Below are 19179 nucleotides of genomic sequence, written 5' to 3'. Positions count from 1 at the left end.
TAACTCTCATGCGTGAATCGCGCTGACGGCAACGTAAGGTGAACAGGACATTGCGTTTAATGTGGCAACAGGTTTTCAGATTAGCGGCCATAAAGCCGGTTAACAGTTTCATCTTTCAACGGAAAATTGAGGTTCGCGATGTCTGACGACATGAAGAATATCAAAGGTTCGTCAGCTGGCGAACAGGGTACACTCCGCTCCATGCAGGAGGTTGCAATGAACGATCAGGATGCGAGCAAAATGTTGCGTACGTACAACATCGCCTGGTGGGGCAACAACTATTACGACGTTAACGAACTGGGCCACATCAGTGTCTGTCCCGATCCGGATCGTCCTGACGTGCGCGTCGATTTAGCCCGTCTGGTCAAAGAGCGCGAAGCGCAGGGCCAGCGTCTGCCTGCTTTGTTCTGCTTCCCGCAGATCCTGCAACACCGTCTGCGTTCCATTAACGCCGCCTTTAAACGTGCGCGTGAATCCTACGGTTACAAAGGCGACTACTTCCTGGTTTACCCGATTAAAGTTAACCAGCACAAACGCGTGATTGAGTCACTGATCCACTCCGGCGAACCGCTGGGACTGGAAGCGGGCTCAAAAGCCGAACTGATGGCGGTGCTGGCCCACGCCGGTCAGACCCGTTCGGTGATCGTCTGTAACGGCTATAAAGATCGCGAATATATTCGTCTGGCGCTGATCGGCGAGAAGATGGGCCACAAGGTCTATCTGGTGCTGGAGAAGATGACCGAAGTGCGGCTGGTGCTGGAAGAAGCAGAGCGTCTGAATGTGGTGCCACGTCTTGGTATCCGTGCGCGTCTGGCTTCGCAGGGCTCCGGTAAATGGCAGTCGAGCGGCGGCGAAAAGTCGAAGTTTGGCCTGTCAGCCACCCAGGTGCTGAAACTGGTTGAGATCATGCGCGAAGCGGGTCGCATCGACAGCCTGCAGCTGCTGCATTTCCATCTGGGCTCGCAGATGTCCAACATCCGCGATATCGCTACCGGCGTGCGTGAGTCGGCGCGCTTCTATGTCGAACTGGCCAAGCTGGGCGTCAACATCAAGTGTTTCGACGTCGGCGGCGGTCTGGGCGTCGATTACGAAGGAACGCGCTCGCAGTCTGACTGCTCGGTCAACTACGGCCTGAATGAGTATGCCAACAACGTAATCTGGGCGATTGGTGCTGCCTGTGATGAGCACGGTCTGGAGCATCCGACGGTGATCACCGAGTCGGGCCGTGCGGTAACCGCGCACCACACGGTGCTGGTCTCCAACATCATTGGTGTGGAGCGCAACGAGTTCAGCGAACCTGAAACGCCGGATGCGGATGCGCCGCGCCCGATCCTCAGCATGTGGGAAACCTGGCAGGAGATGCACGAGCCAAGTACCCGCCGTTCGCTGCGTGAATGGCTGCATGACAGCCAGATGGATCTGTTTGATATCCATACCGGCTACTCGTCAGGCACCTACGATCTCAAGCAGCGTTCATGGGCTGAGCAGCTCTATCTGAGCATCTGCCACTATATTCAGCAGCATCTCGATCCGAGCAACCGTGCACACCGTCCAATCATCGACGAACTGCAGGAGCGGATGGCGGATAAGATTTACGTTAACTTCTCGCTGTTCCAGTCAATGCCGGATGCGTGGGGTATCGATCAGCTGTTCCCGGTACTGCCGCTGGAAGGGCTGAACAAGAAGCCGGAGCGCCGTGCCGTGCTGCTCGACATCACCTGTGACTCCGATGGCACCATCGATCACTACGTGGATGGCGACGGTATCGCGACGACCATGCCGATGCCGGAATATGACCTTGATAACCCACCCATGCTGGGCTTCTTTATGGTGGGTGCTTATCAGGAAATTCTGGGCAACATGCATAACCTGTTTGGTGACACCGAAGCGGTGGATGTCTACGCACGCGAAAATGGCGATGTGGAAGTGCAGCTCTCCGATGAAGGCGACACCGTGGCGGACATGCTGCGTTACGTACAACTTGATCCCAACGAGCTGATGGCGCTGTTCCGCAATCAGGTTCAGGCATCCGATCTCGACGAAGAGCTGCGCGCGCAGTTCCTGGAAGAGTTCGAGAGCGGCCTCTACGGCTATACCTATTTAGAAGATGAATAATCGATTATGGCGACCGGTAATCGCATATTGCAGTTGCCGTTAACTATGTCGATAATCTGACTCACTCAATCCCTTCCTCGTCGGGCCTAACGACGCGGAGGGGATTTTTTTCATCTCAACCTTAATGGTTTGCGGGCTGGCCCGACTTACGCACATAGAGAGAGCAATTATGCATAACACGCTTGGCAATCAGTACGACAACTCCCTGGTTTCTAACGCCTTTGGTTTCATGCGTTTTCCGCTGAATTTTCAGCCTTACGACAGCGACGCCGAGTGGGTTATCACCGGCGTGCCGTTTGATGCCGCGACCTCGGGTCGTCCGGGCAGCCGCCTGGGTCCGGGCGCGATTCGCCAGATCTCCACCAATCTGGCCTGGGAAGGCTGCCGCTGGCCGTGGGATTTCGACCTGCGTCAGCGTCTGAACGTCGTCGATTGCGGCGATCTGGTTTACGCCTTCGGTGATTCGCAGGATCTCTCCGACAAATTGCAGGCCCATGCTGAAAAACTGCTGGCCAATGGCAAGCGCATGATGACCTTTGGCGGCGACCACTATGTCACACTGCCGCTGCTGCGCGCCCATGCAAAACACTTCGGCAAGATGGCGCTGGTGCACTTTGATGCGCATACCGACACCTACTCCAACGGCCCGACCTTCGACCACGGCACCATGTTCTTTACCGCGCCGAAAGAGGGTCTGATCGATCCGCAGCACTCAGTGCAGATTGGTATCCGTACCGAATTCGACAAGAGCCTGGGCTTCAACGTGCTGGATGCGGCGCAGGTCAACGACCGCAGCGTTGATGATATTCTCGCCGAAGTGAAACGCACCGTCGGCGATCTGCCGGTCTATCTGACCTTCGATATCGACTGTCTGGATCCGGCACATGCACCTGGCACCGGCACGCCGGTGATTGGCGGCCTGACCACCGATAAAGCGACCAAGCTGATCCGTGGCCTGCAGGGCATGAACATTGTCGGCATGGATCTGGTGGAAGTCGCACCGGGTTACGATCATGCTGATTTAACGGCACTGGCAGCGGCTACGCTGGCGCTGGATATGCTGCATGTTCAGGCTGTGAACAAAGGCTGATGCCTGCTGCCTGCCGGCTTCAGTCCGGCAGGCGCTGAACGCGGCGTCCTGTCCATCGGGCAGACGCCGCTGCTGTGATCTTCCTCTCTTTGCCGGATCCGATCGATTCCCTTCTGACCCCGACGGGTAACCGTCAGGCGCGAACCCCTATCTGCAACTAAACTTACAGCGTAAAAATGGCGTAGTGGAGATAATCATGGGCTTTCTTGATGAACTGGCTGGCGCACTGGATGGCAACCAGAGTGAAGGGCATCCGCCGGGACAGTTACAGGCTGTCTGGCATTGGGTGCAGGAGCAGGGCGGTATTGAAGTGCTGCTGCAAAAATTCCAGCAGGGCGGGCTGGGTGAGGTGTTTGGTTCCTGGATCGGCACCGGCGATAACCATCCGTTTGGCCACAGTGAGATTCAGTCTGCTTTTGGTCAGGATGAACTGCAGTCACTGGCCGACAAACTCGGCACCGATGTGAAAGGGGCATCGGGTACGCTGGCTGCGCTATTGCCGCAGCTGATTGATAAAATGTCGCCGCAGGGACACATGGATGAACAGGCGCTGCATGACAATAAGCTGGATCTGGGCTCGATGGTGGATCAGATATTTAAGCGCTAGCGGACTTCGCACGGCTAAGCGCGCACGCCGGATGCATGCGCGCTCAGAGGCGGAATTACTTGCTGTCGGCAGCAATTCGCTCACGAATATGCGCGGCGCGCGCTTCAGAGGCGGGATGCGAGTCAAACATCGAACTCTGACGTCCCTGTTCCATCTTCGCCAGCTTTTCAAAGCTGGTGGCCAGGCCCATTGGATCGATATTGCGCTTCTTCATCAGGTCGTAGGAGTAGTCATCCGCCTGTGACTCCTGCGTCTGGGAGAACTGCGCATTCACCAGTTTTTCACCCATTTCACCCAGCTGCGACTGCGACAGTGAACCAATCACGCCGCCAACCGAGGCGGCTGCGGTGCGGGCCGCGGTTGTGGCATATGCCAGCTGCATCGCCTTGCGCGTATGACCTAACGCGACGTGGCCCATCTCATGACCCAGCACGCCTTCCACTTCATTGTCAGTCATCATATCCATCAGACCGCTGTAAACACGAATACAGCCATTTGCCATCGCCCAGGCGTTGACATCTTTGGTCTGATAAACCTTGTAGTTAGCCGGTACGCCGTTGATGTTATCGCCCAACGCCGCGGCGATCTTGTTCAGACGCTGCTGATAATCACTGTTAGCAGGCGCAATCTGATTATCTTTGTCCATCTGCTCACAGGATTTATCGCTCAGCTGTTTTACCTGATCGTCGCTGAGGGTATAAGCCTGATACGCCTGCGCGCCCGACTGCATCAGCGCATTATTGTCTAAACCCTGACAGCCACTCAGCAGCGTCGTCAGTCCAAGCGCTAACACCATTTTTTTGATTTTCATGCTGTATCCCATTCATAACAAGGTAAGAAAAACAAACACCTGAAACTCAGACAGGTGAATAAACGATTTGGTTATAGCGTGCCAGTCTGCACTTTGCTAGCAGATATGGCTGGAAAAGCCATACGAAGCGGCTGCATTTAGCGTTTTACAGCATGTACTTTTGCCCCGTTTCTCATGTACATTGATGGGCAACTTTTTCCTTGTTTTGCCCGGTAACTCATTAATAACAATAAGTTAAGGTGCGAAGCATTAATCCGACCTGGAGTAGAAAATGCCCTCTCGTAAAGAGCTTGCCAACGCCATTCGTGCGTTAAGTATGGATGCAGTACAGAAAGCGAAATCGGGACATCCGGGTGCCCCAATGGGCATGGCGGACATCGCTGAAGTACTCTGGCGCGGCTTCCTGAACCACAACCCAACCAACCCGCTGTGGGCTGACCGCGACCGTTTCGTGCTCTCTAACGGTCACGGCTCAATGCTGATCTATAGCCTGTTGCACCTGACCGGTTACGATCTGCCCCTGAGCGAACTGGAAAACTTCCGTCAGCTGCACTCAAAAACTCCAGGTCACCCGGAATATGGCTACACCGTGGGTGTTGAAACCACTACCGGTCCGCTGGGGCAGGGCATCGCTAACGCAGTAGGTTTTGCCATTGCTGAGCGCACGCTGGCAGCACAGTTCAACCGTCCGGGTCATGACATCGTAGACCACAACACCTATGTCTTCATGGGTGATGGCTGCATGATGGAAGGTATCTCGCACGAAGTCTGCTCACTGGCCGGTACCCTGAAGCTGGGCAAACTGGTGGCGTTTTATGATGACAACGGTATCTCTATCGATGGTCACATTGATGGCTGGTTCACCGACGACACCGCTAAGCGCTTTGAAGCTTATGGCTGGCACGTGGTGCGCGGCGTCGATGGTCACGATGCGGATGCGATTGCGAAAGCGATCGAGGAAGCGAAAAGCGTCAGCGACAAGCCTTCACTACTGATGTGCAAAACCGTTATCGGTTTTGGTTCACCGAACAAAGCCGGTACCCATGATTCACACGGCGCACCGCTGGGTGATGATGAAGTGGCACTGACCCGCAAACAGCTGGGCTGGACCCACGCGCCGTTCGTAATTCCTTCTGATATCTACGCTGAGTGGGACGCGAAAGAAGCGGGCCAGGCGAAAGAGTCTGCATGGAATGAGAAATTCGCCGCTTACGCACAGGCTCATCCTGAACTGGCTGCCGAGTTTAAACGCCGCGTCAGCAACGAACTGCCAGCTAACTGGCAGGAAGAGTCGCAGAAGTTCGTTGAGCAGCTGCAGGCGAACCCGGCGAAGATCGCCAGCCGTAAAGCCTCACAGAATGCTATTGAAGCTTTCGGTAAAATTCTGCCGGAATACCTGGGCGGCTCAGCCGATCTGGCACCCAGCAACCTGACAATCTGGTCTGGCTCTAAGCCGATCAACGAAGATGCTGCGGGTAACTACATCCACTACGGCGTGCGTGAGTTCGGTATGACCGCAATCGCCAATGGCCTGGCGCTGCACGGCGGCTTCCTGCCTTACACCGCGACCTTCCTGATGTTTGTTGAATATGCGCGTAACGCAGCGCGTATGGCGGCACTGATGAAGATCCGTCAGATCATGGTCTACACCCACGACTCTATCGGTCTGGGCGAAGATGGCCCGACGCACCAGCCGGTTGAACAGATGGCGAGCCTGCGCACCACGCCAAACATGAGCCTGTGGCGTCCATGTGACCAGGTTGAATCCGCGGTGGCGTGGAAATATGCCATTGAGCGTAAAGATGGCCCGACTGCGCTGATCTTCTCCCGTCAGAACCTGGCGCAGCAGGAGCGTGACACGGCACAGCTGGCTAACGTAGCGCGCGGCGGTTACGTGCTGAAAGATTGCGATGGCACGCCTGAGCTGATCCTGATCGCCACCGGTTCCGAAGTTGAGCTGGCTGTCGGTGCCTGGGACAAACTCACCAGCGAAGGCCGCAAAGTGCGCGTGGTCTCTATGCCATCAACGGATGCCTTCGACAAGCAGAGTGATGAGTACCGTGAATCCGTGCTGCCAAAAGCGGTCAGCGCACGCGTCGCAATCGAAGCGGGCATCGCTGATTACTGGTTCAAATACACCGGCCTGAACGGCGCTATCGTGGGCATGACCAGCTTCGGCGAATCTGCACCTGCCGATCAGCTGTTCGAACTGTTTGGCTTTACCGTCGACAACGTCGTCGCGAAAGCGAAAGCGCTGCTGGCGTAAAACCGGTCAGGCGGGCCTGTTCCCGCCCGACTGTAAAAACAGAGGGACGAAATTTTCGTCCCTTTTATTTTTTATTCCTGCAGTAATAACCGCCTTTTGCCTTAATTTGTGACGCAGATCCAAATTTAAGCAGCCAGATTGATCACAATCATTCCTGTTATTCCTTCCTTCTATTATTGTAGCTGAACCGTTTCAGTCGCCAGGCAAATCGCCCTGGTTTCGGACAATGCCGGGTAAGAATCTCCTGTACAAAATGCAGTGAAACGCTCAGGCTAACGGCACGTTTTTTTCAGTCTGACGTGGCAGGAGAGAAATGACGGTACGGGTAGCGATAAATGGTTTTGGCCGGATTGGACGCAACGTCCTGCGCGCGCTGTATGAAACGGGCCGACGTGCAGAGATCACCGTGGTCGCGATTAACGAGCTGGCAGAAGCCACCGGTATGGCGCATCTGCTGAAATACGATACCAGCCATGGCCGTTTTGCTTTCGATGTCCGCCAGGAGCGCGATGTAATGTGGGTGGGTGGCGATACCCTGCGCATTTTGCACCGTGCAGCCATTGCCGATCTGCCGTGGCGTGAACTCGACGTGGATGTGGTGCTGGACTGCACCGGCGTCTATGGCTCACGCGCTGATGGCGAAGCGCATCTTCAGGCTGGCGCCAAAAAAGTGCTGTTCTCTCATCCCGGCGGAAACGATCTCGACGCCACAGTGGTGTATGGCGTTAACCAGCAGTTACTCACCGCCAGTGACCGCATCGTCTCCAACGCTTCCTGTACCACTAACTGCATTATCCCGGTGATTAAACTGCTGGATGATGCGTTTGGTATCGAATCCGGCACCGTCACCACGATCCACTCGGCGATGCACGATCAGCAGGTGATCGACGCCTATCACAGCGATCTGCGCCGTACGCGTGCAGCCAGTCAGTCGATCATCCCGGTGGACACTCGCCTGGCGGCAGGCATTACCCGTATTTTTCCGAAATTCAACGATCGCTTCGAGGCGATAGCCGTTCGCGTTCCGACGATTAACGTGACGGCCATTGATCTCAGCGTTTCTGTGCATCAGGCGGTGACGGCGTGTGAAGTTAACACCCTGTTGCGAAGCGCGGCAGAAGGGACATTTCGTGGTATAGTTGACTATACGGAATTACCGTTAGTCTCAGTAGATTTTAACCATGATCCGCACAGTGCCATTGTGGACGGAACACAAACGCGGGTCAGCGGTCAACACCTTATCAAGACCCTGGTCTGGTGTGACAACGAATGGGGCTTTGCTAACCGAATGCTCGACACGACGTTAGCGATGGCCGCAAGCGGTTTCAGGTAAGACGCGGTATGCGTCTGGCAAAACTTATGAGAATCAACGAGAGGATTCACCATGTCTGTAATTAAGATGACCGATCTGGATCTGGCTGGTAAACGCGTTCTGATCCGTGCCGATCTGAACGTACCGGTTAAAGAAGGTAAAGTGACGTCTGATGCACGTATCCGTGCTTCTCTGCCAACCATTGAAGCGGCGTTGAAACAGGGCGCGAAAGTAATGGTTACCTCTCACCTGGGTCGTCCGACCGAAGGTGAATACAATGAAGAGTTCTCGCTGCTGCCGGTAGTTAACTACCTGAAAGACAAGCTTAGCGGCACCACCGTGACCCTGGCAAAAGATTACCTCGATGGCGTTGAAGTCGGCGCTGGCGAACTGGTTGTGCTGGAAAACGTTCGCTTTAACAAAGGCGAAAAGAAAGATGACGAAGCGCTGTCTAAAAAATACGCTGCTCTGTGCGACGTATTTGTGATGGACGCCTTTGGTACCGCGCACCGCGCACAGGCTTCTACCCACGGCGTCGGCAAATTTGCCCCTATCGCCTGTGCTGGCCCGCTGCTCTCTGCAGAACTGGAAGCGCTGGGTAAAGTCATGAGCAACCCGGAGCGTCCGCTGGTGGCTGTGGTAGGGGGCTCTAAAGTCTCTACCAAATTTGACGTGCTGCAATCTCTGGTCAAAATCGCGGACACCGTGATTGTGGGCGGCGGCATTGCCAACACCTTCGTCGCTATCGACAATAACGTCGGCAAATCTCTGTATGAGCCAGACTTCGTTGAAGCGGCTAAAGGCCTGCGCGATCAGCACGGTATTCCGGTTCCAACTGACTCACGCGTTGGCACAGAATTCTCTGAAACTGCGACCGCTACCGTGAAAAAGGTTTCGGAAGTTGCGGATAACGAAGAGATTATGGACTTTGGTGATGAAACCGCACAGGCGATGGCTGCCATCCTGAAGGATGCTAAAACCATCCTGTGGAACGGCCCGGTGGGCGTGTTTGAGTTCCCTAATTTCCGTAAAGGCACCGAGATCGTGGCTAACGCCATTGCAGACAGCGATGCCTTCTCTGTTGCAGGCGGCGGCGATACCTTAGCGGCTATCGACCTGTTCGGCATCGAAGACAAAATTTCCTACATCTCTACCGGCGGCGGCGCGTTCCTTGAGTTCGTGGAAGGCAAAAAACTGCCTGCAGTTGCCATGCTGGAAGAGCGTGCGAAGCAGTAATCCTTTGGGGGCGATGCCTGGCGGCATCGCCTGAAGTCTTGCCCGTCTGGGCGTTTAAATCGACGTTCCTCAAGGGGAACAACGGTCACGAAACAGGACACAATCATGTCTAAAATTTTTGATTTCGTAAAACCCGGCGTTGTCACTGGTGATGACGTACAGAAGATCTTCAAAGTTGCGAAAGAGAACAAATTCGCACTGCCAGCCGTAAACTGCGTCGGCACCGACTCCATCAATGCGGCACTGGAAGCAGCGGCGAAAGTTAAAGCGCCAATCATCATCCAGTTCTCTAACGGCGGTGCTGCATTTATCGCGGGTAAAGGCTTCAAAACTGACAAACCACAGGGCGCGGCAATTTTCGGCGCTATCGCGGGTGCGCACCATGTCCACCTGATGGCTGAGCAGTATGGCGTGCCGGTTATCCTGCACACTGACCACTGTGCCAAGAAACTGCTGCCATGGATCGACGGTCTGCTGGACGCAGGTGAAGAGTACTTCCAGAAAAACGGTAAGCCACTCTTCTCTTCTCACATGATCGACCTGTCAGAAGAGTCACTGGAAGAGAACATCGAGATCAGCAGCAAATATCTGGCGCGCATGGCGAAACTCGACATGACGCTGGAAATCGAACTGGGCTGCACCGGTGGTGAAGAAGATGGCGTTGATAACAGCCACATGGACGCATCTGCACTGTACACCCAGCCAGAAGATGTGAACTACGCGTACGAAAAACTGAATGCTATCAGCCCGCGCTTCACCATTGCGGCATCATTCGGTAACGTTCACGGCGTTTACAAGCCAGGTAACGTGAAACTGACCCCAACCATTCTGCGCGATTCGCAGAAATATGTGTGTGAAAAACATGGCCTGCCGCACAACGCGCTGGACTTCGTTTTCCACGGCGGTTCAGGTTCTTCTGCTGCAGAAATCGAAGAGTCTATCAGCTACGGCGTGATCAAGATGAACATCGATACCGATACCCAATGGGCAACCTGGGACGGCATCCTGCAGTACTACAAAAAGAACGAAGGCTATCTGCAGTCGCAGCTGGGTAACCCGGAAGGCGCTGACAAGCCAAACAAAAAATACTACGACCCACGCGTCTGGCTGCGTTCAGCCCAGGCCTCTATGGTGGTGCGTCTGGAGCAGGCTTTCAAAGAGCTTAACGCTGTCGACGTGCTGTAACTGAAGAGTCGTTACCGTACAAAAAAGGCCCGAAAGGGCCTTTTTTTATGCACAATTTCTGGAAAAACAGGGTTAAACGCCGGTCGGTTTGGCGCTTAAGGAGATAATTGATTACCCTTTATGGCAGGGTGTCGGATGTCATCTGGCAGTTTTTTCATTCCCGGTGGGAATCTAACAACAGGGCTTATTAATGGAAGAGTTACACGTCGTCGACGGCTTAAACAACGCAGGTAACTGGCTGGTTCGCAATCAGGCGCTGATCATCAGCTATGCCGTAAATATCGTTGCAGCTATTGCCATCATTATTATCGGGATGATTATCGCCCGTATCATTTCTAATGCCGTAAATCGCCTGCTGCGCGCCCGTCACATAGACGCTACCGTGGCGGACTTCCTCTCCGCATTGGTGCGCTATGGGGTCATCGCCTTCACCGTTATCGCAGCGCTGGGACGCATCGGTGTGCAGACCGCCTCGGTGATTGCCGTGCTGGGTGCTGCGGGTCTGGCCGTGGGTCTGGCGCTGCAGGGGTCACTCTCTAACCTTGCTGCAGGCGTTCTGCTGGTCACCTTCCGTCCGTTTCGCACCGGCGAGTTCGTCGATCTGGGCGGCGTTATGGGAACCGTGCTGCATGTGCAGATTTTCTCCACCACGCTGAGAACGGCAGACGGCAAAATCGTGGTGGTGCCAAACGGCAAGATCATCAGCGGGAACATCGTCAACTTCTCGCGTGAACCGGTTCGCCGTAATGAATTTATCATTGGCGTGGCTTACGAGGCGGATGTGGATGAAGTGATCGCCTTACTGCAACAGGTTGTTGAAGCGGATAGCCGCGTGCTGAAAGATAAAGGTATCCAGATCGGTCTTAACGAACTGGCAGCCTCCTCTATGAACTTTGTGGTGCGTTGCTGGAGCAACAGCGGCGACCTGCAGGACGTTTACTGGGATCTGCTGAAGAACTTTAAGCGAGCGCTGGATGGAAAAGGGATTGGTATTCCTTATCCGCAGATGGATGTGCATCTGCATCAGAAGCCGACGCCTGAAGCAGAAGCAACCCAGGTTCAGCCACAGTAATCTTTAAGTGGGCGGCGCCTGTCGCCCATTCATTTTGCTAATCGCAGATTAATTCTTTCAATTTCCGCTAATCATCCTCTCTCTTTATACTTCTCCTCCTCTAATGATGTGAGGAAATAATCCTGTGTTATCTCTCTATTTTCAGGGGTTTGCCCTGGGCGCCGCGCTGATTCTGCCGCTGGGACCGCAGAACGCTTTTGTGATGAATCAGGGCGTGAAGCGTCAGTATCATCTGATGACGGCGGCCCTCTGCTCGCTGAGTGATATTCTGCTGATTTGCGGTGGGATCTTTGGCGGCAGCGCCTTGCTGAGCCAGTCTCCACTGCTGCTGATGGTGATCACCTGGGCGGGTGTAGCCTTTCTGTTGTGGTATGGCTGGGGCGCACTGCGTAGCGCTTTTCGCGGCGACGCCGATCTGGCGGACGGTGAGCCATTAAAGCAGAGCAGGGGACGCATTATCGCGACACTGCTGGCAGTGACCTGGCTCAATCCGCACGTCTATCTCGATACCTTTGTGGTGCTGGGCAGTCTTGGCGGTCAGTTGCCGACCACCACCGCGCGTCAGTGGTTTGCGCTGGGCACCATTAGTGCGTCGATCCTGTGGTTCTTTGGTCTGGCGCTGCTGGCCGCCTGGCTGTCACCACGCCTGCGCACCGCCAAAGCCCAGCGCATCATTAACCTGCTGGTAGGCGCGGTGATGTGGTTTATCGCCCTGCAACTGGCGCGCCAGGGCATTGCCGGATTTTGATCCCAACGTCGATCCGGTGCGGTTATTGCCGCGCGGAGGCCGAACTTTTGCCATAATGACCACTCAAAGCATGGCGCATACCGATGCGCTGTTGGGCTTCGCCGGTTGGAAGCCGTCATAGTACCTTTTCAAGGAGGACTTTCATGAAACTGAAAGCATTGGCTCTGGCCGCAATCATGAGCGCCGGGGCATTGCCTGGCGTACACGCTGATGAGTTACCGAACGGGCCACACGTGGTGACCTCAGGCAAGGCAACGGTCGATGCCCGTCCCGATATCGCCACGCTCTCTATCGTGGTGAACGTGTCGTCAAAAGATGCCGCAGATGCGAAAAAGCAGGCGGATAGCCGGGTTGCACAATATTTCGATTTTCTGCAGAAAAACGGCATTGAGAAGAAAGATATTGATGCGGCAAACCTGAGCACCCAGCCTGAGTACGATTACACCAAAGAGGGTAAATCCGTCCTGAAAGGCTACCGTGCGGTGCGTCAGGTGCAGGTAACCCTGCGTCAGCTGGACAAGCTGAATGATCTGCTGGACGGGGCGCTGAAGTCCGGTCTGAATGAGGTGCGTAGCGTCGAGTTAGGCGTGGCAAATCCGGAGAGTTACAAAGAGCAGGCGCGTAAAGCAGCGATTAAAAATGCGACTCAGCAGGCATCACAGCTGGCTGAAGGCTTTAACGCGAAACTGGGATCAATCTACAGCATTCGTTATCAGGTCGCTAACTATCAGCCGATGCCGATGAACCGTATGTATAAAGCGGCTGCAGCGGCAGATACCTCGGCGCAGGAGACCTACGATCAGCAGAGCATTAACTTTGACGATCAGGTTGATGTGGTGTTTGAGATCAAGCCCAATACGCCATAGTGCAAAACGGGGCTGATGCCCCGTTAAGACTGCCGATGAATCTCAGGATCTGACCGCAATGAATAAATTCAAAGCGAAGGGAACATGGTCAGAGGAGGAAAGCGTCCCGCGCCATGGACGGCGCGGGGCGAGCGGCCAGGGATTGGCTTAAGCGCCTTTCCGATCTGACCTTGTTCCCTGAGCCAATCCATCCTTACAGCCGTTCGGGGCATAATTTGTCAGCAGTAAAAACGGGGCTTTCGCCCCGTTTTTGTTTTCAGGCTGCGACGTCATCCTGACGCAGTACCCGATGTCCATGCGCAATCAGCGCATCGGTCACCCGACGCATTAACCGGCTTTCCGGCGCAAAACGATGCCAGTAGAGCATCCGGCGCTGACACAAGCCTGGCGTCAGATCTATTAACTCACCGCTCGCCAGCTCACGCTCAATCTGCAGATGCGGGATCATACAGCAGGTTGAACCCTGTCGCGCCATCTGCACAAAGGCTTCAGAGGAGTTCACGATGTGGCAGGGCACACTGCCCGGTGAGAGATCAAAGTTCTGTTGCAGGAAGGCCTGATGCATATCATCAAGATGGTCAAACGCCACCGCAGGCGCTTTCAGCAGGGCAGAGCGGGTGACGCCGTTGGGGAAGAAGCGATCGGCAAAGTCACGCGACGCCACAAACAGGTAGTCGAGCGCACCGAGCTGATCCACCAGACAACTGGGCAGCGGCTGCGGCTGAATACTCACCGCACCCACCACTTCACCACGACGCAGACGCTCCTGGGTGCGGGTTTCATCTTCGACCTGCAGATTCAGGCGTACGGGTGAATCTGCCAGCACATCCTTCAGCGCAGGCAGCAGCCAGGTCGCCAGACTGTCGGCATTGACCGCCAGCGACAGCAGCAGCGGCGTGGTGCCACTGTTCTCATCGCCCAGCCACTCCTCTTCCAGCAGTTCCACCTGGTGCAGCAACGCCAGCAGTTTCTGACCCTGTTCGGTCGGACGTGGTGGCACGGTGCGCACCAGCAGCGGCTGACCAAACAGATTCTCCAGCTGCTTGATACGCTGTGAAACCGCTGACTGGGTGATACATAATTTTTGAGCGGCACGCTCAAATCCGCGTTCGCGGATCACTGAATCCAGCGCCTGAAGCGTTCGATAATCCGGGCGTTTCATTATTCTTCTCTCTCCTTCAGGATGGATGTCACTATGCCACAAAAGTATCACCTGTGATGGCTCTCTTGTTTTTTGTGGGCTGGCTTCCAAAGCGATAAATCCGCGTCGGTCAGCCGAGCATTTTCAGCAAGCCTTGTTTTATACTACGCGCACTTCGTTGTCGCACAGGTTTTAAACATACCATGACCCAGGATGAACTGAAAAAAGCCGTTGGCTGGGCTGCACTTGAGTACGTGCAGCCGGGCACCGTTGTTGGTGTGGGCACCGGATCCACCGCTGCCCACTTTATCGATGCGCTTGCCACGGTCAGGCATCAGATTGAAGGTGCCGTCTCCAGCTCGGATGCCTCAACCCAGAAGCTGAAGAGCCTGGGTATTCAGGTGTTCGACCTGAACGAGATTGACCTGCTGTCGGTGTACGTAGATGGCGCGGATGAGATCAACCCACAGATGCAGATGATCAAAGGCGGCGGCGCGGCGCTGACGCGCGAAAAGATCGTGGCCGCCGTGGCTGAAACCTTTATCTGTATCGCTGACGCTTCAAAAGAGGTCGATGTGCTGGGCCGTTTCCCGCTGCCGGTCGAGGTGATCCCAATGGCGCGCAGTTATGTGGCGCGTCAGCTGGTGAAAATGGGCGGCTTGCCTGAGTATCGTCAGAACGTGGTCACCGATAACGGCAACATTATTCTCGATGTGCATAATCTGCGCATTCTCGATCCCATTGAGCTGGAAAAAACCATCAACGCCTTGCCTGGCGTCGTTACCGTGGGCCTTTTTGCCGCGCGTGGTGCCGATATTGCACTGATTGGCGGGCCTGATGGCGTGAAAACCATCAAAAAATGATCTGTCCGGCGTCGATGCGGCGTCGGTTATTTCTGCCTGCAAATCATCTTTTCTCGCTGCGGTGAAATTTGGTGACTTATGTCACATAACCGTCATCGGCAGCGGGTTCGTTCTCTCTTCCAGTCCGACCTCCTTATTTTGTCCGGCAATGTGCTGCCGTCAGCCGCTGCCGTGCTGGCGGCCGGGCAATCGTTTGTATTGCCCGACGCGATTTTTTTGATATTTTGACAGAAGGCTGGCTTATGGTAGTCCTCATTGAATGCTGAATAGGATCGGGAAATGGCAAAGGTATCACTGGAAAAAGATAAGATTAAGTTCCTGCTGGTGGAAGGTGTCCATCAGAGCGCGCTGGAGAACCTGCGGGCTGCAGGCTATACCAACATCGAATTCCATAAGGGCGCACTGGATTCCGACGCGTTAAAAGCATCGATCCGTGATGCACACTTTATTGGTATCCGTTCCCGCTCCCAGCTCACTGAAGAGATTTTTGCGGCGGCTGAAAAGCTGGTCGCCGTTGGCTGTTTCTGTATCGGCACCAACCAGGTTGATCTGCAGGCGGCTGCCAGCCGGGGTATTCCCGTGTTCAATGCGCCGTTCTCAAATACCCGCTCGGTTGCGGAGCTGGTGATTGGTGAGATGCTGCTGATGCTGCGTGGCATCCCGGAAGCGAATGCGAAAGCACACCGTGGCATCTGGAATAAGATTGCCAAAGGCTCATTTGAAGCGCGTGGCAAAAAACTGGGTATTATCGGTTACGGCCACATCGGAATGCAGCTGGGCGTGCTGGCAGAAAGCCTGGGTATGCATGTTTTCTTCTACGACATTGAAAACAAGCTGCCGCTGGGTAATGCCACGCAGGTACGCCATCTGGCCGATCTCCTCAACATGAGCGACGTTGTCAGCCTGCACGTGCCGGAAACCGTCTCTACACAGGATATGATTGGTGCAGAGCAGCTGGCGCAGATGAAGCCTGGCGCGCTGCTGATTAACGCCTCACGCGGCACGGTGGTGGATATCCCGGCGCTGTGCGATGCGCTGGCCAGCAAGCATGTGGGTGGCGCAGCCATCGACGTCTTCCCGAGCGAGCCAGCTACCAACAGCGAGCCGTTTATCTCTCCACTGAGTGAGTTCGACAACGTGATCCTGACGCCGCACATTGGCGGCTCGACGGAAGAAGCGCAGGAGAACATCGGCATTGAAGTGGCGGGCAAGCTGGCGAAATACTCCGATAACGGCTCGACTCTCTCGGCTGTTAACTTCCCCGAAGTGTCACTGCCGATTCACGGTATCAGCGCCAGTCGTCTGCTGCATATCCATGAGAACCGCCCTGGCGTGCTGACGGCCATCAACCAGATTTTTGCCGAGCAGGGCATCAACATCGCCGCCCAGTATCTGCAAACCTCGCCGTTTATGGGCTATGTGGTGATCGACATTGATGCAGAGCCGGAAGTGGCTGAGAACGCGCTGCAACTGATGAAGGCGATTCCGGGTACCATTCGCGCCCGTCTGCTTTACTAAGCGCTACCAACCTGAACGGGCGCTTAGTCGCGTCTCTTCAGGTAGTTAATACAGGCTGTCCCGATTTGCTGTAAGACCGAGACTGCGAAGGGAACACGGTCAGATCGGAAAGATGCAAAAGCCGCCATCCATGGCATGCCCGGCCCGCGCGATTACGCACCTCATCCCTGAGGTGCGCCCGTAACCGGGCCAACGCGTTGCGTTGTTTAAAAACGCTCCCGGCGTTTTTATCCGGGCGGCGGGACGCTTTCCTCTTCTGACCATGTTCCCTGCGCGTTGAGCTATTTCATTGCTGCCAGATGCGCCCAGGTATGGGTTTTCACTTGTCTGCAAAAGCGACTCTTCTACTCCCACTGCCAGAGTTTTGATGGCGTCATTACCGCCGGCAAAGGCACATCCCATTCTGCCACCGGCAGGCTATCGACCTGCTGACAATCGTGTGCCAGGCCCACCGGCAAAAAACCGTGCTGCCGCCAGTTCTGCAGGGTGCGATCGTAGAAGCCGCCGCCCATCCCCAGACGCTGTCCATGCTGATCAAACGCCACCAGCGGCACCATCATCAGATCCAGTTGATCAAGGGTGATCACCTGCCGGATATCCAGCGGCGGTTCAGGAATGCGCAGCTTATTTTTGAGCAATGGAGTATCGGGCGAGTAGCGCAGAAACAACAAATTACCGGGAGAGAAGGGGTGTAAAACCGGCAGACAGACCGTTTTCTTCAGATGCCAGAGGCGCGCAATCAGCGGGCGGGTATTCAGTTCGCCATCCACCGACAGAAACAGGGCGATATTGCGCGCTTCAGTCACCGGGGCGTAGTTGAGCGCATGTTCAGCGAGCTGCTCAGCGGCCTGCGTTTGCTGCTCATCGGTAAGTGCCCGTCGCAGATGTCGCACATGCTGGCGAATCGCCTGACGCTGGGTCATTGAAGGTTCAGACATGGAAGGTTCAGACATGATTTCCCCGCCGGATAAGTCGCTGTTGAGCGACTATAACATGTCAGTCAGGGGAAAAAAGCAGGACTACAGGAAGAGAGATCTCCGAGATGCCGCCGTAGGCTGTAACCCTTGAACCCTTGGTTCAAGGTGAACATGCCGTCATAACCATCAGGCTTCTCGGACGAACCGAGCATGCACACAGGTTACGAGCGTCACATTCTGTTTTTTCGAAATATCGGCTCAGGGGACTGGCCCACATGCAAACATCTCAGAGAAAATTTACCTCACCGTTACTTAAGTATAGCAACCATGAAGTTTTATTCGAACTTCGCACCCTCACGCTCAGAGATGCGACCCTGCTCAACTAATGCCTGTTCAATCGTCTGCTGCAACATACGGATACGCTGTTCCATATTAGCAGCATAATCGCGCGTTTTCACTTTCTCTTGCGCCAGCTCGTGGCAGACGTTTAACGCGGCGATGAACACCAGTTGTTCTGTATTGGTGACTCTAGTGCGAACTTTTAGATCTTGCAACCGTTGATTGAGATCTTCAGCCGCGCTATTGAGCGCATCTTGCTGCTCTGGCGGACAATTTACTCTCAACGAACGACCAAAAATTTGTAAATCTACCGGTTGTGCAGACATGCCACCTTCCTGACTGATTACTTCGCTCGCAACTCCCTTAGCAGTCAATGGCTTGGGAGGCGGGCAACTATATAGACCCACGAAATAAGATACAACCCCTTTTCTGGAAACCTTGAGGCAGCTAGTGGTAGCATAACACGAACTTATTCTGCCAACGACGATGAAAACTTATGTCCTTACAGAACGCAACCCCCGATTACAACGCGCTCGCGGCGGTGCTCTCACAGCAGGGTGTTGGAATGACGCCCGCAGAAATGCACGGCCTGCTGAGCGGGATCCTCTGCGGTGGTAACCAGGACACCAGCTGGAAGACGCTGGTACACGATCTGGCTAACGAAGGCATGGCGTTTTCACACACTCTTGCCGTGCCACTGGCGGAACTACACGAGCATACGGCGACCACGCTGGAAGATGAAGGCTTCCTGTTTCAGCTGCTGCTGCCTGCTGACGACGATATCACTGTATTTGACCGTGCCGACGCGCTGGCGGGCTGGGTTAACCATTTTCTGCTCGGCCTGGGCGTAACACAGCCTAAACTGGATAAAGTCACCGGCGAAACCGGCGAAGCAATCGATGATCTGCGCACTATCGCACAGCTCGGTTACGAAGAAGATGAAGACCAGGAGGAGCTGGAGCAGTCGCTGGAGGAGGTGATTGAGTACGTTCGTGTCGCCGCGCTGCTGTGCCACGATACGTTCACCCGCCCGCAGCCAACCGCGCCAGAAGTGCAAAAACCGACGCTACACTAATTTCAGGTCAACGAGTTT

17 protein-coding genes and 1 other RNA gene are annotated in these 19179 nt (G+C 55.0%); 13 read left to right on the top strand and 5 right to left on the bottom strand.

Annotated elements, in window-relative coordinates:
• Positions 1-138: 138 nt before the first annotated feature.
• The 3 genes from speA (at position 139) to PAG01S_RS09265 (ending at position 3812) form a co-directional block, all read left to right on the top strand.
• Positions 139-2115, top strand: coding sequence for a biosynthetic arginine decarboxylase (gene speA / locus PAG01S_RS09275; protein WP_010248849.1), 1977 nt, complete (start codon positions 139-141; stop codon positions 2113-2115).
• A gap of 169 nt (positions 2116-2284) precedes the next feature.
• Positions 2285-3205, top strand: coding sequence for an agmatinase (speB, locus tag PAG01S_RS09270; protein ID WP_033769902.1), 921 nt, complete (start codon positions 2285-2287; stop codon positions 3203-3205).
• A 196-nt stretch (positions 3206-3401) separates the two neighbouring features.
• On the top strand, positions 3402-3812 hold the full coding sequence (locus PAG01S_RS09265) for a YidB family protein (protein WP_062758389.1): 411 nt from the start codon (positions 3402-3404) through the stop codon (positions 3810-3812).
• 55 nt (positions 3813-3867) lie between these two features.
• Here the strand turns inward: PAG01S_RS09265 and loiP are convergent, their stop codons facing one another.
• Positions 3868-4623, bottom strand: coding sequence for a metalloprotease LoiP (loiP, locus tag PAG01S_RS09260; RefSeq protein WP_031592558.1), 756 nt, complete (start codon positions 4621-4623; stop codon positions 3868-3870).
• A 271-nt stretch (positions 4624-4894) separates the two neighbouring features.
• Here loiP and tkt point away from each other — a divergent pair, with 271 nt between their 5' ends.
• The 7 genes from tkt to PAG01S_RS09225 all read left to right on the top strand — a co-directional run bounded on the left by tkt (position 4895) and on the right by PAG01S_RS09225 (position 13308).
• Positions 4895-6889, top strand: a complete 1995-nt coding sequence (tkt, locus tag PAG01S_RS09255; RefSeq protein WP_062758388.1) for a transketolase — start codon at positions 4895-4897, stop codon at positions 6887-6889.
• A gap of 313 nt (positions 6890-7202) precedes the next feature.
• The gene (gene epd, locus PAG01S_RS09250; protein WP_010248839.1) at positions 7203-8222 is read left to right on the top strand and encodes an erythrose-4-phosphate dehydrogenase; all 1020 of its coding nucleotides are present in this window, start codon (positions 7203-7205) and stop codon (positions 8220-8222) included.
• A gap of 51 nt (positions 8223-8273) precedes the next feature.
• Positions 8274-9437, top strand: coding sequence for a phosphoglycerate kinase (gene pgk / locus PAG01S_RS09245; RefSeq protein WP_010248837.1), 1164 nt, complete (start codon positions 8274-8276; stop codon positions 9435-9437).
• A 105-nt stretch (positions 9438-9542) separates the two neighbouring features.
• Positions 9543-10622: a class II fructose-bisphosphate aldolase gene (fbaA, locus tag PAG01S_RS09240; protein ID WP_010248835.1), complete on the top strand. Its 1080-nt coding sequence runs from the start codon at positions 9543-9545 to the stop codon at positions 10620-10622.
• Positions 10623-10812: 190 nt separating this feature from the next.
• Positions 10813-11694 (top strand): small-conductance mechanosensitive channel MscS, encoded by an 882-nt coding sequence (gene mscS, locus PAG01S_RS09235; protein WP_022623840.1) that lies wholly within the window; start codon positions 10813-10815, stop codon positions 11692-11694.
• Positions 11695-11818: 124 nt separating this feature from the next.
• A complete protein-coding gene (argO, locus tag PAG01S_RS09230; protein WP_062758387.1) occupies positions 11819-12442 on the top strand; it encodes an arginine exporter ArgO in 624 nt (207 codons plus the stop codon).
• 143 nt (positions 12443-12585) lie between these two features.
• Entirely contained in the window at positions 12586-13308 is a 723-nt protein-coding gene (locus PAG01S_RS09225) for an oxidative stress defense protein (RefSeq protein ID WP_010248826.1), read from the top strand.
• Positions 13309-13564: 256 nt separating this feature from the next.
• Here the strand turns inward: PAG01S_RS09225 and PAG01S_RS09220 are convergent, their stop codons facing one another.
• Positions 13565-14470 (bottom strand): LysR family transcriptional regulator ArgP, encoded by a 906-nt coding sequence (locus PAG01S_RS09220; protein ID WP_010248822.1) that lies wholly within the window; start codon positions 14468-14470, stop codon positions 13565-13567.
• A gap of 182 nt (positions 14471-14652) precedes the next feature.
• On the opposite strand from PAG01S_RS09220, the gene rpiA reads away from it, so the two are divergent.
• Positions 14653-15312 carry a ribose-5-phosphate isomerase RpiA gene (gene rpiA, locus PAG01S_RS09215; protein ID WP_010248819.1) on the top strand — a complete coding sequence of 220 codons (660 nt, stop codon included), beginning with the start codon at positions 14653-14655 and terminating at the stop codon, positions 15310-15312.
• A gap of 279 nt (positions 15313-15591) precedes the next feature.
• On the top strand, positions 15592-16830 hold the full coding sequence (serA, locus tag PAG01S_RS09210) for a phosphoglycerate dehydrogenase (RefSeq protein WP_010248817.1): 1239 nt from the start codon (positions 15592-15594) through the stop codon (positions 16828-16830).
• 344 nt (positions 16831-17174) lie between these two features.
• On the opposite strand, the gene PAG01S_RS09205 is transcribed toward serA, so the two are convergent.
• The 3 genes from PAG01S_RS09205 to zapA all read right to left on the bottom strand — a co-directional run bounded on the left by PAG01S_RS09205 (position 17175) and on the right by zapA (position 18412).
• Positions 17175-17768, bottom strand: coding sequence for a 5-formyltetrahydrofolate cyclo-ligase (locus tag PAG01S_RS09205; protein ID WP_010671060.1), 594 nt, complete (start codon positions 17766-17768; stop codon positions 17175-17177).
• Between the two features lie 92 nt (positions 17769-17860).
• Positions 17861-18043, bottom strand: a non-coding RNA gene (ssrS, locus tag PAG01S_RS09200) — 6S RNA.
• Positions 18044-18082: 39 nt separating this feature from the next.
• A complete protein-coding gene (gene zapA, locus PAG01S_RS09195; RefSeq protein ID WP_008925677.1) occupies positions 18083-18412 on the bottom strand; it encodes a cell division protein ZapA in 330 nt (109 codons plus the stop codon).
• A 170-nt stretch (positions 18413-18582) separates the two neighbouring features.
• Between zapA and PAG01S_RS09190 the strand changes: the two genes are divergently transcribed.
• A complete protein-coding gene (locus tag PAG01S_RS09190) occupies positions 18583-19161 on the top strand; it encodes a YecA/YgfB family protein (RefSeq protein WP_022623836.1) in 579 nt (192 codons plus the stop codon).
• The last annotated feature ends 18 nt before the right edge of the window (positions 19162-19179 follow it).

It is taken from the genome of Pantoea agglomerans NBRC 102470, assembly GCF_001598475.1.
GTDB lineage: Bacteria > Pseudomonadota > Gammaproteobacteria > Enterobacterales > Enterobacteriaceae > Pantoea > Pantoea agglomerans.
Note: the sequence above shows the minus strand (reverse complement) of the source record. Positions and strands in the feature narration are given on the sequence as shown.

Coding starts and splice junctions, on each gene's coding strand:
- fbaA (WP_010248835.1), top strand. CDS start 9,543: ATGTCTAAAATTTTTGATTTCGTAAAACCCGGCGTTGTCACTGGTGAT.
- PAG01S_RS09225 (WP_010248826.1), top strand. CDS start 12,586: ATGAAACTGAAAGCATTGGCTCTGGCCGCAATCATGAGCGCCGGGGCA.
- mscS (WP_022623840.1), top strand. CDS start 10,813: ATGGAAGAGTTACACGTCGTCGACGGCTTAAACAACGCAGGTAACTGG.
- speB (WP_033769902.1), top strand. CDS start 2,285: ATGCATAACACGCTTGGCAATCAGTACGACAACTCCCTGGTTTCTAAC.
- rpiA (WP_010248819.1), top strand. CDS start 14,653: ATGACCCAGGATGAACTGAAAAAAGCCGTTGGCTGGGCTGCACTTGAG.
- speA (WP_010248849.1), top strand. CDS start 139: ATGTCTGACGACATGAAGAATATCAAAGGTTCGTCAGCTGGCGAACAG.
- PAG01S_RS09220 (WP_010248822.1), bottom strand. CDS start 14,470: ATGAAACGCCCGGATTATCGAACGCTTCAGGCGCTGGATTCAGTGATC.
- PAG01S_RS09265 (WP_062758389.1), top strand. CDS start 3,402: ATGGGCTTTCTTGATGAACTGGCTGGCGCACTGGATGGCAACCAGAGT.
- serA (WP_010248817.1), top strand. CDS start 15,592: ATGGCAAAGGTATCACTGGAAAAAGATAAGATTAAGTTCCTGCTGGTG.
- PAG01S_RS09205 (WP_010671060.1), bottom strand. CDS start 17,768: ATGTCTGAACCTTCAATGACCCAGCGTCAGGCGATTCGCCAGCATGTG.
- zapA (WP_008925677.1), bottom strand. CDS start 18,412: ATGTCTGCACAACCGGTAGATTTACAAATTTTTGGTCGTTCGTTGAGA.
- tkt (WP_062758388.1), top strand. CDS start 4,895: ATGCCCTCTCGTAAAGAGCTTGCCAACGCCATTCGTGCGTTAAGTATG.
- pgk (WP_010248837.1), top strand. CDS start 8,274: ATGTCTGTAATTAAGATGACCGATCTGGATCTGGCTGGTAAACGCGTT.
- epd (WP_010248839.1), top strand. CDS start 7,203: ATGACGGTACGGGTAGCGATAAATGGTTTTGGCCGGATTGGACGCAAC.
- PAG01S_RS09190 (WP_022623836.1), top strand. CDS start 18,583: ATGTCCTTACAGAACGCAACCCCCGATTACAACGCGCTCGCGGCGGTG.
- loiP (WP_031592558.1), bottom strand. CDS start 4,623: ATGAAAATCAAAAAAATGGTGTTAGCGCTTGGACTGACGACGCTGCTG.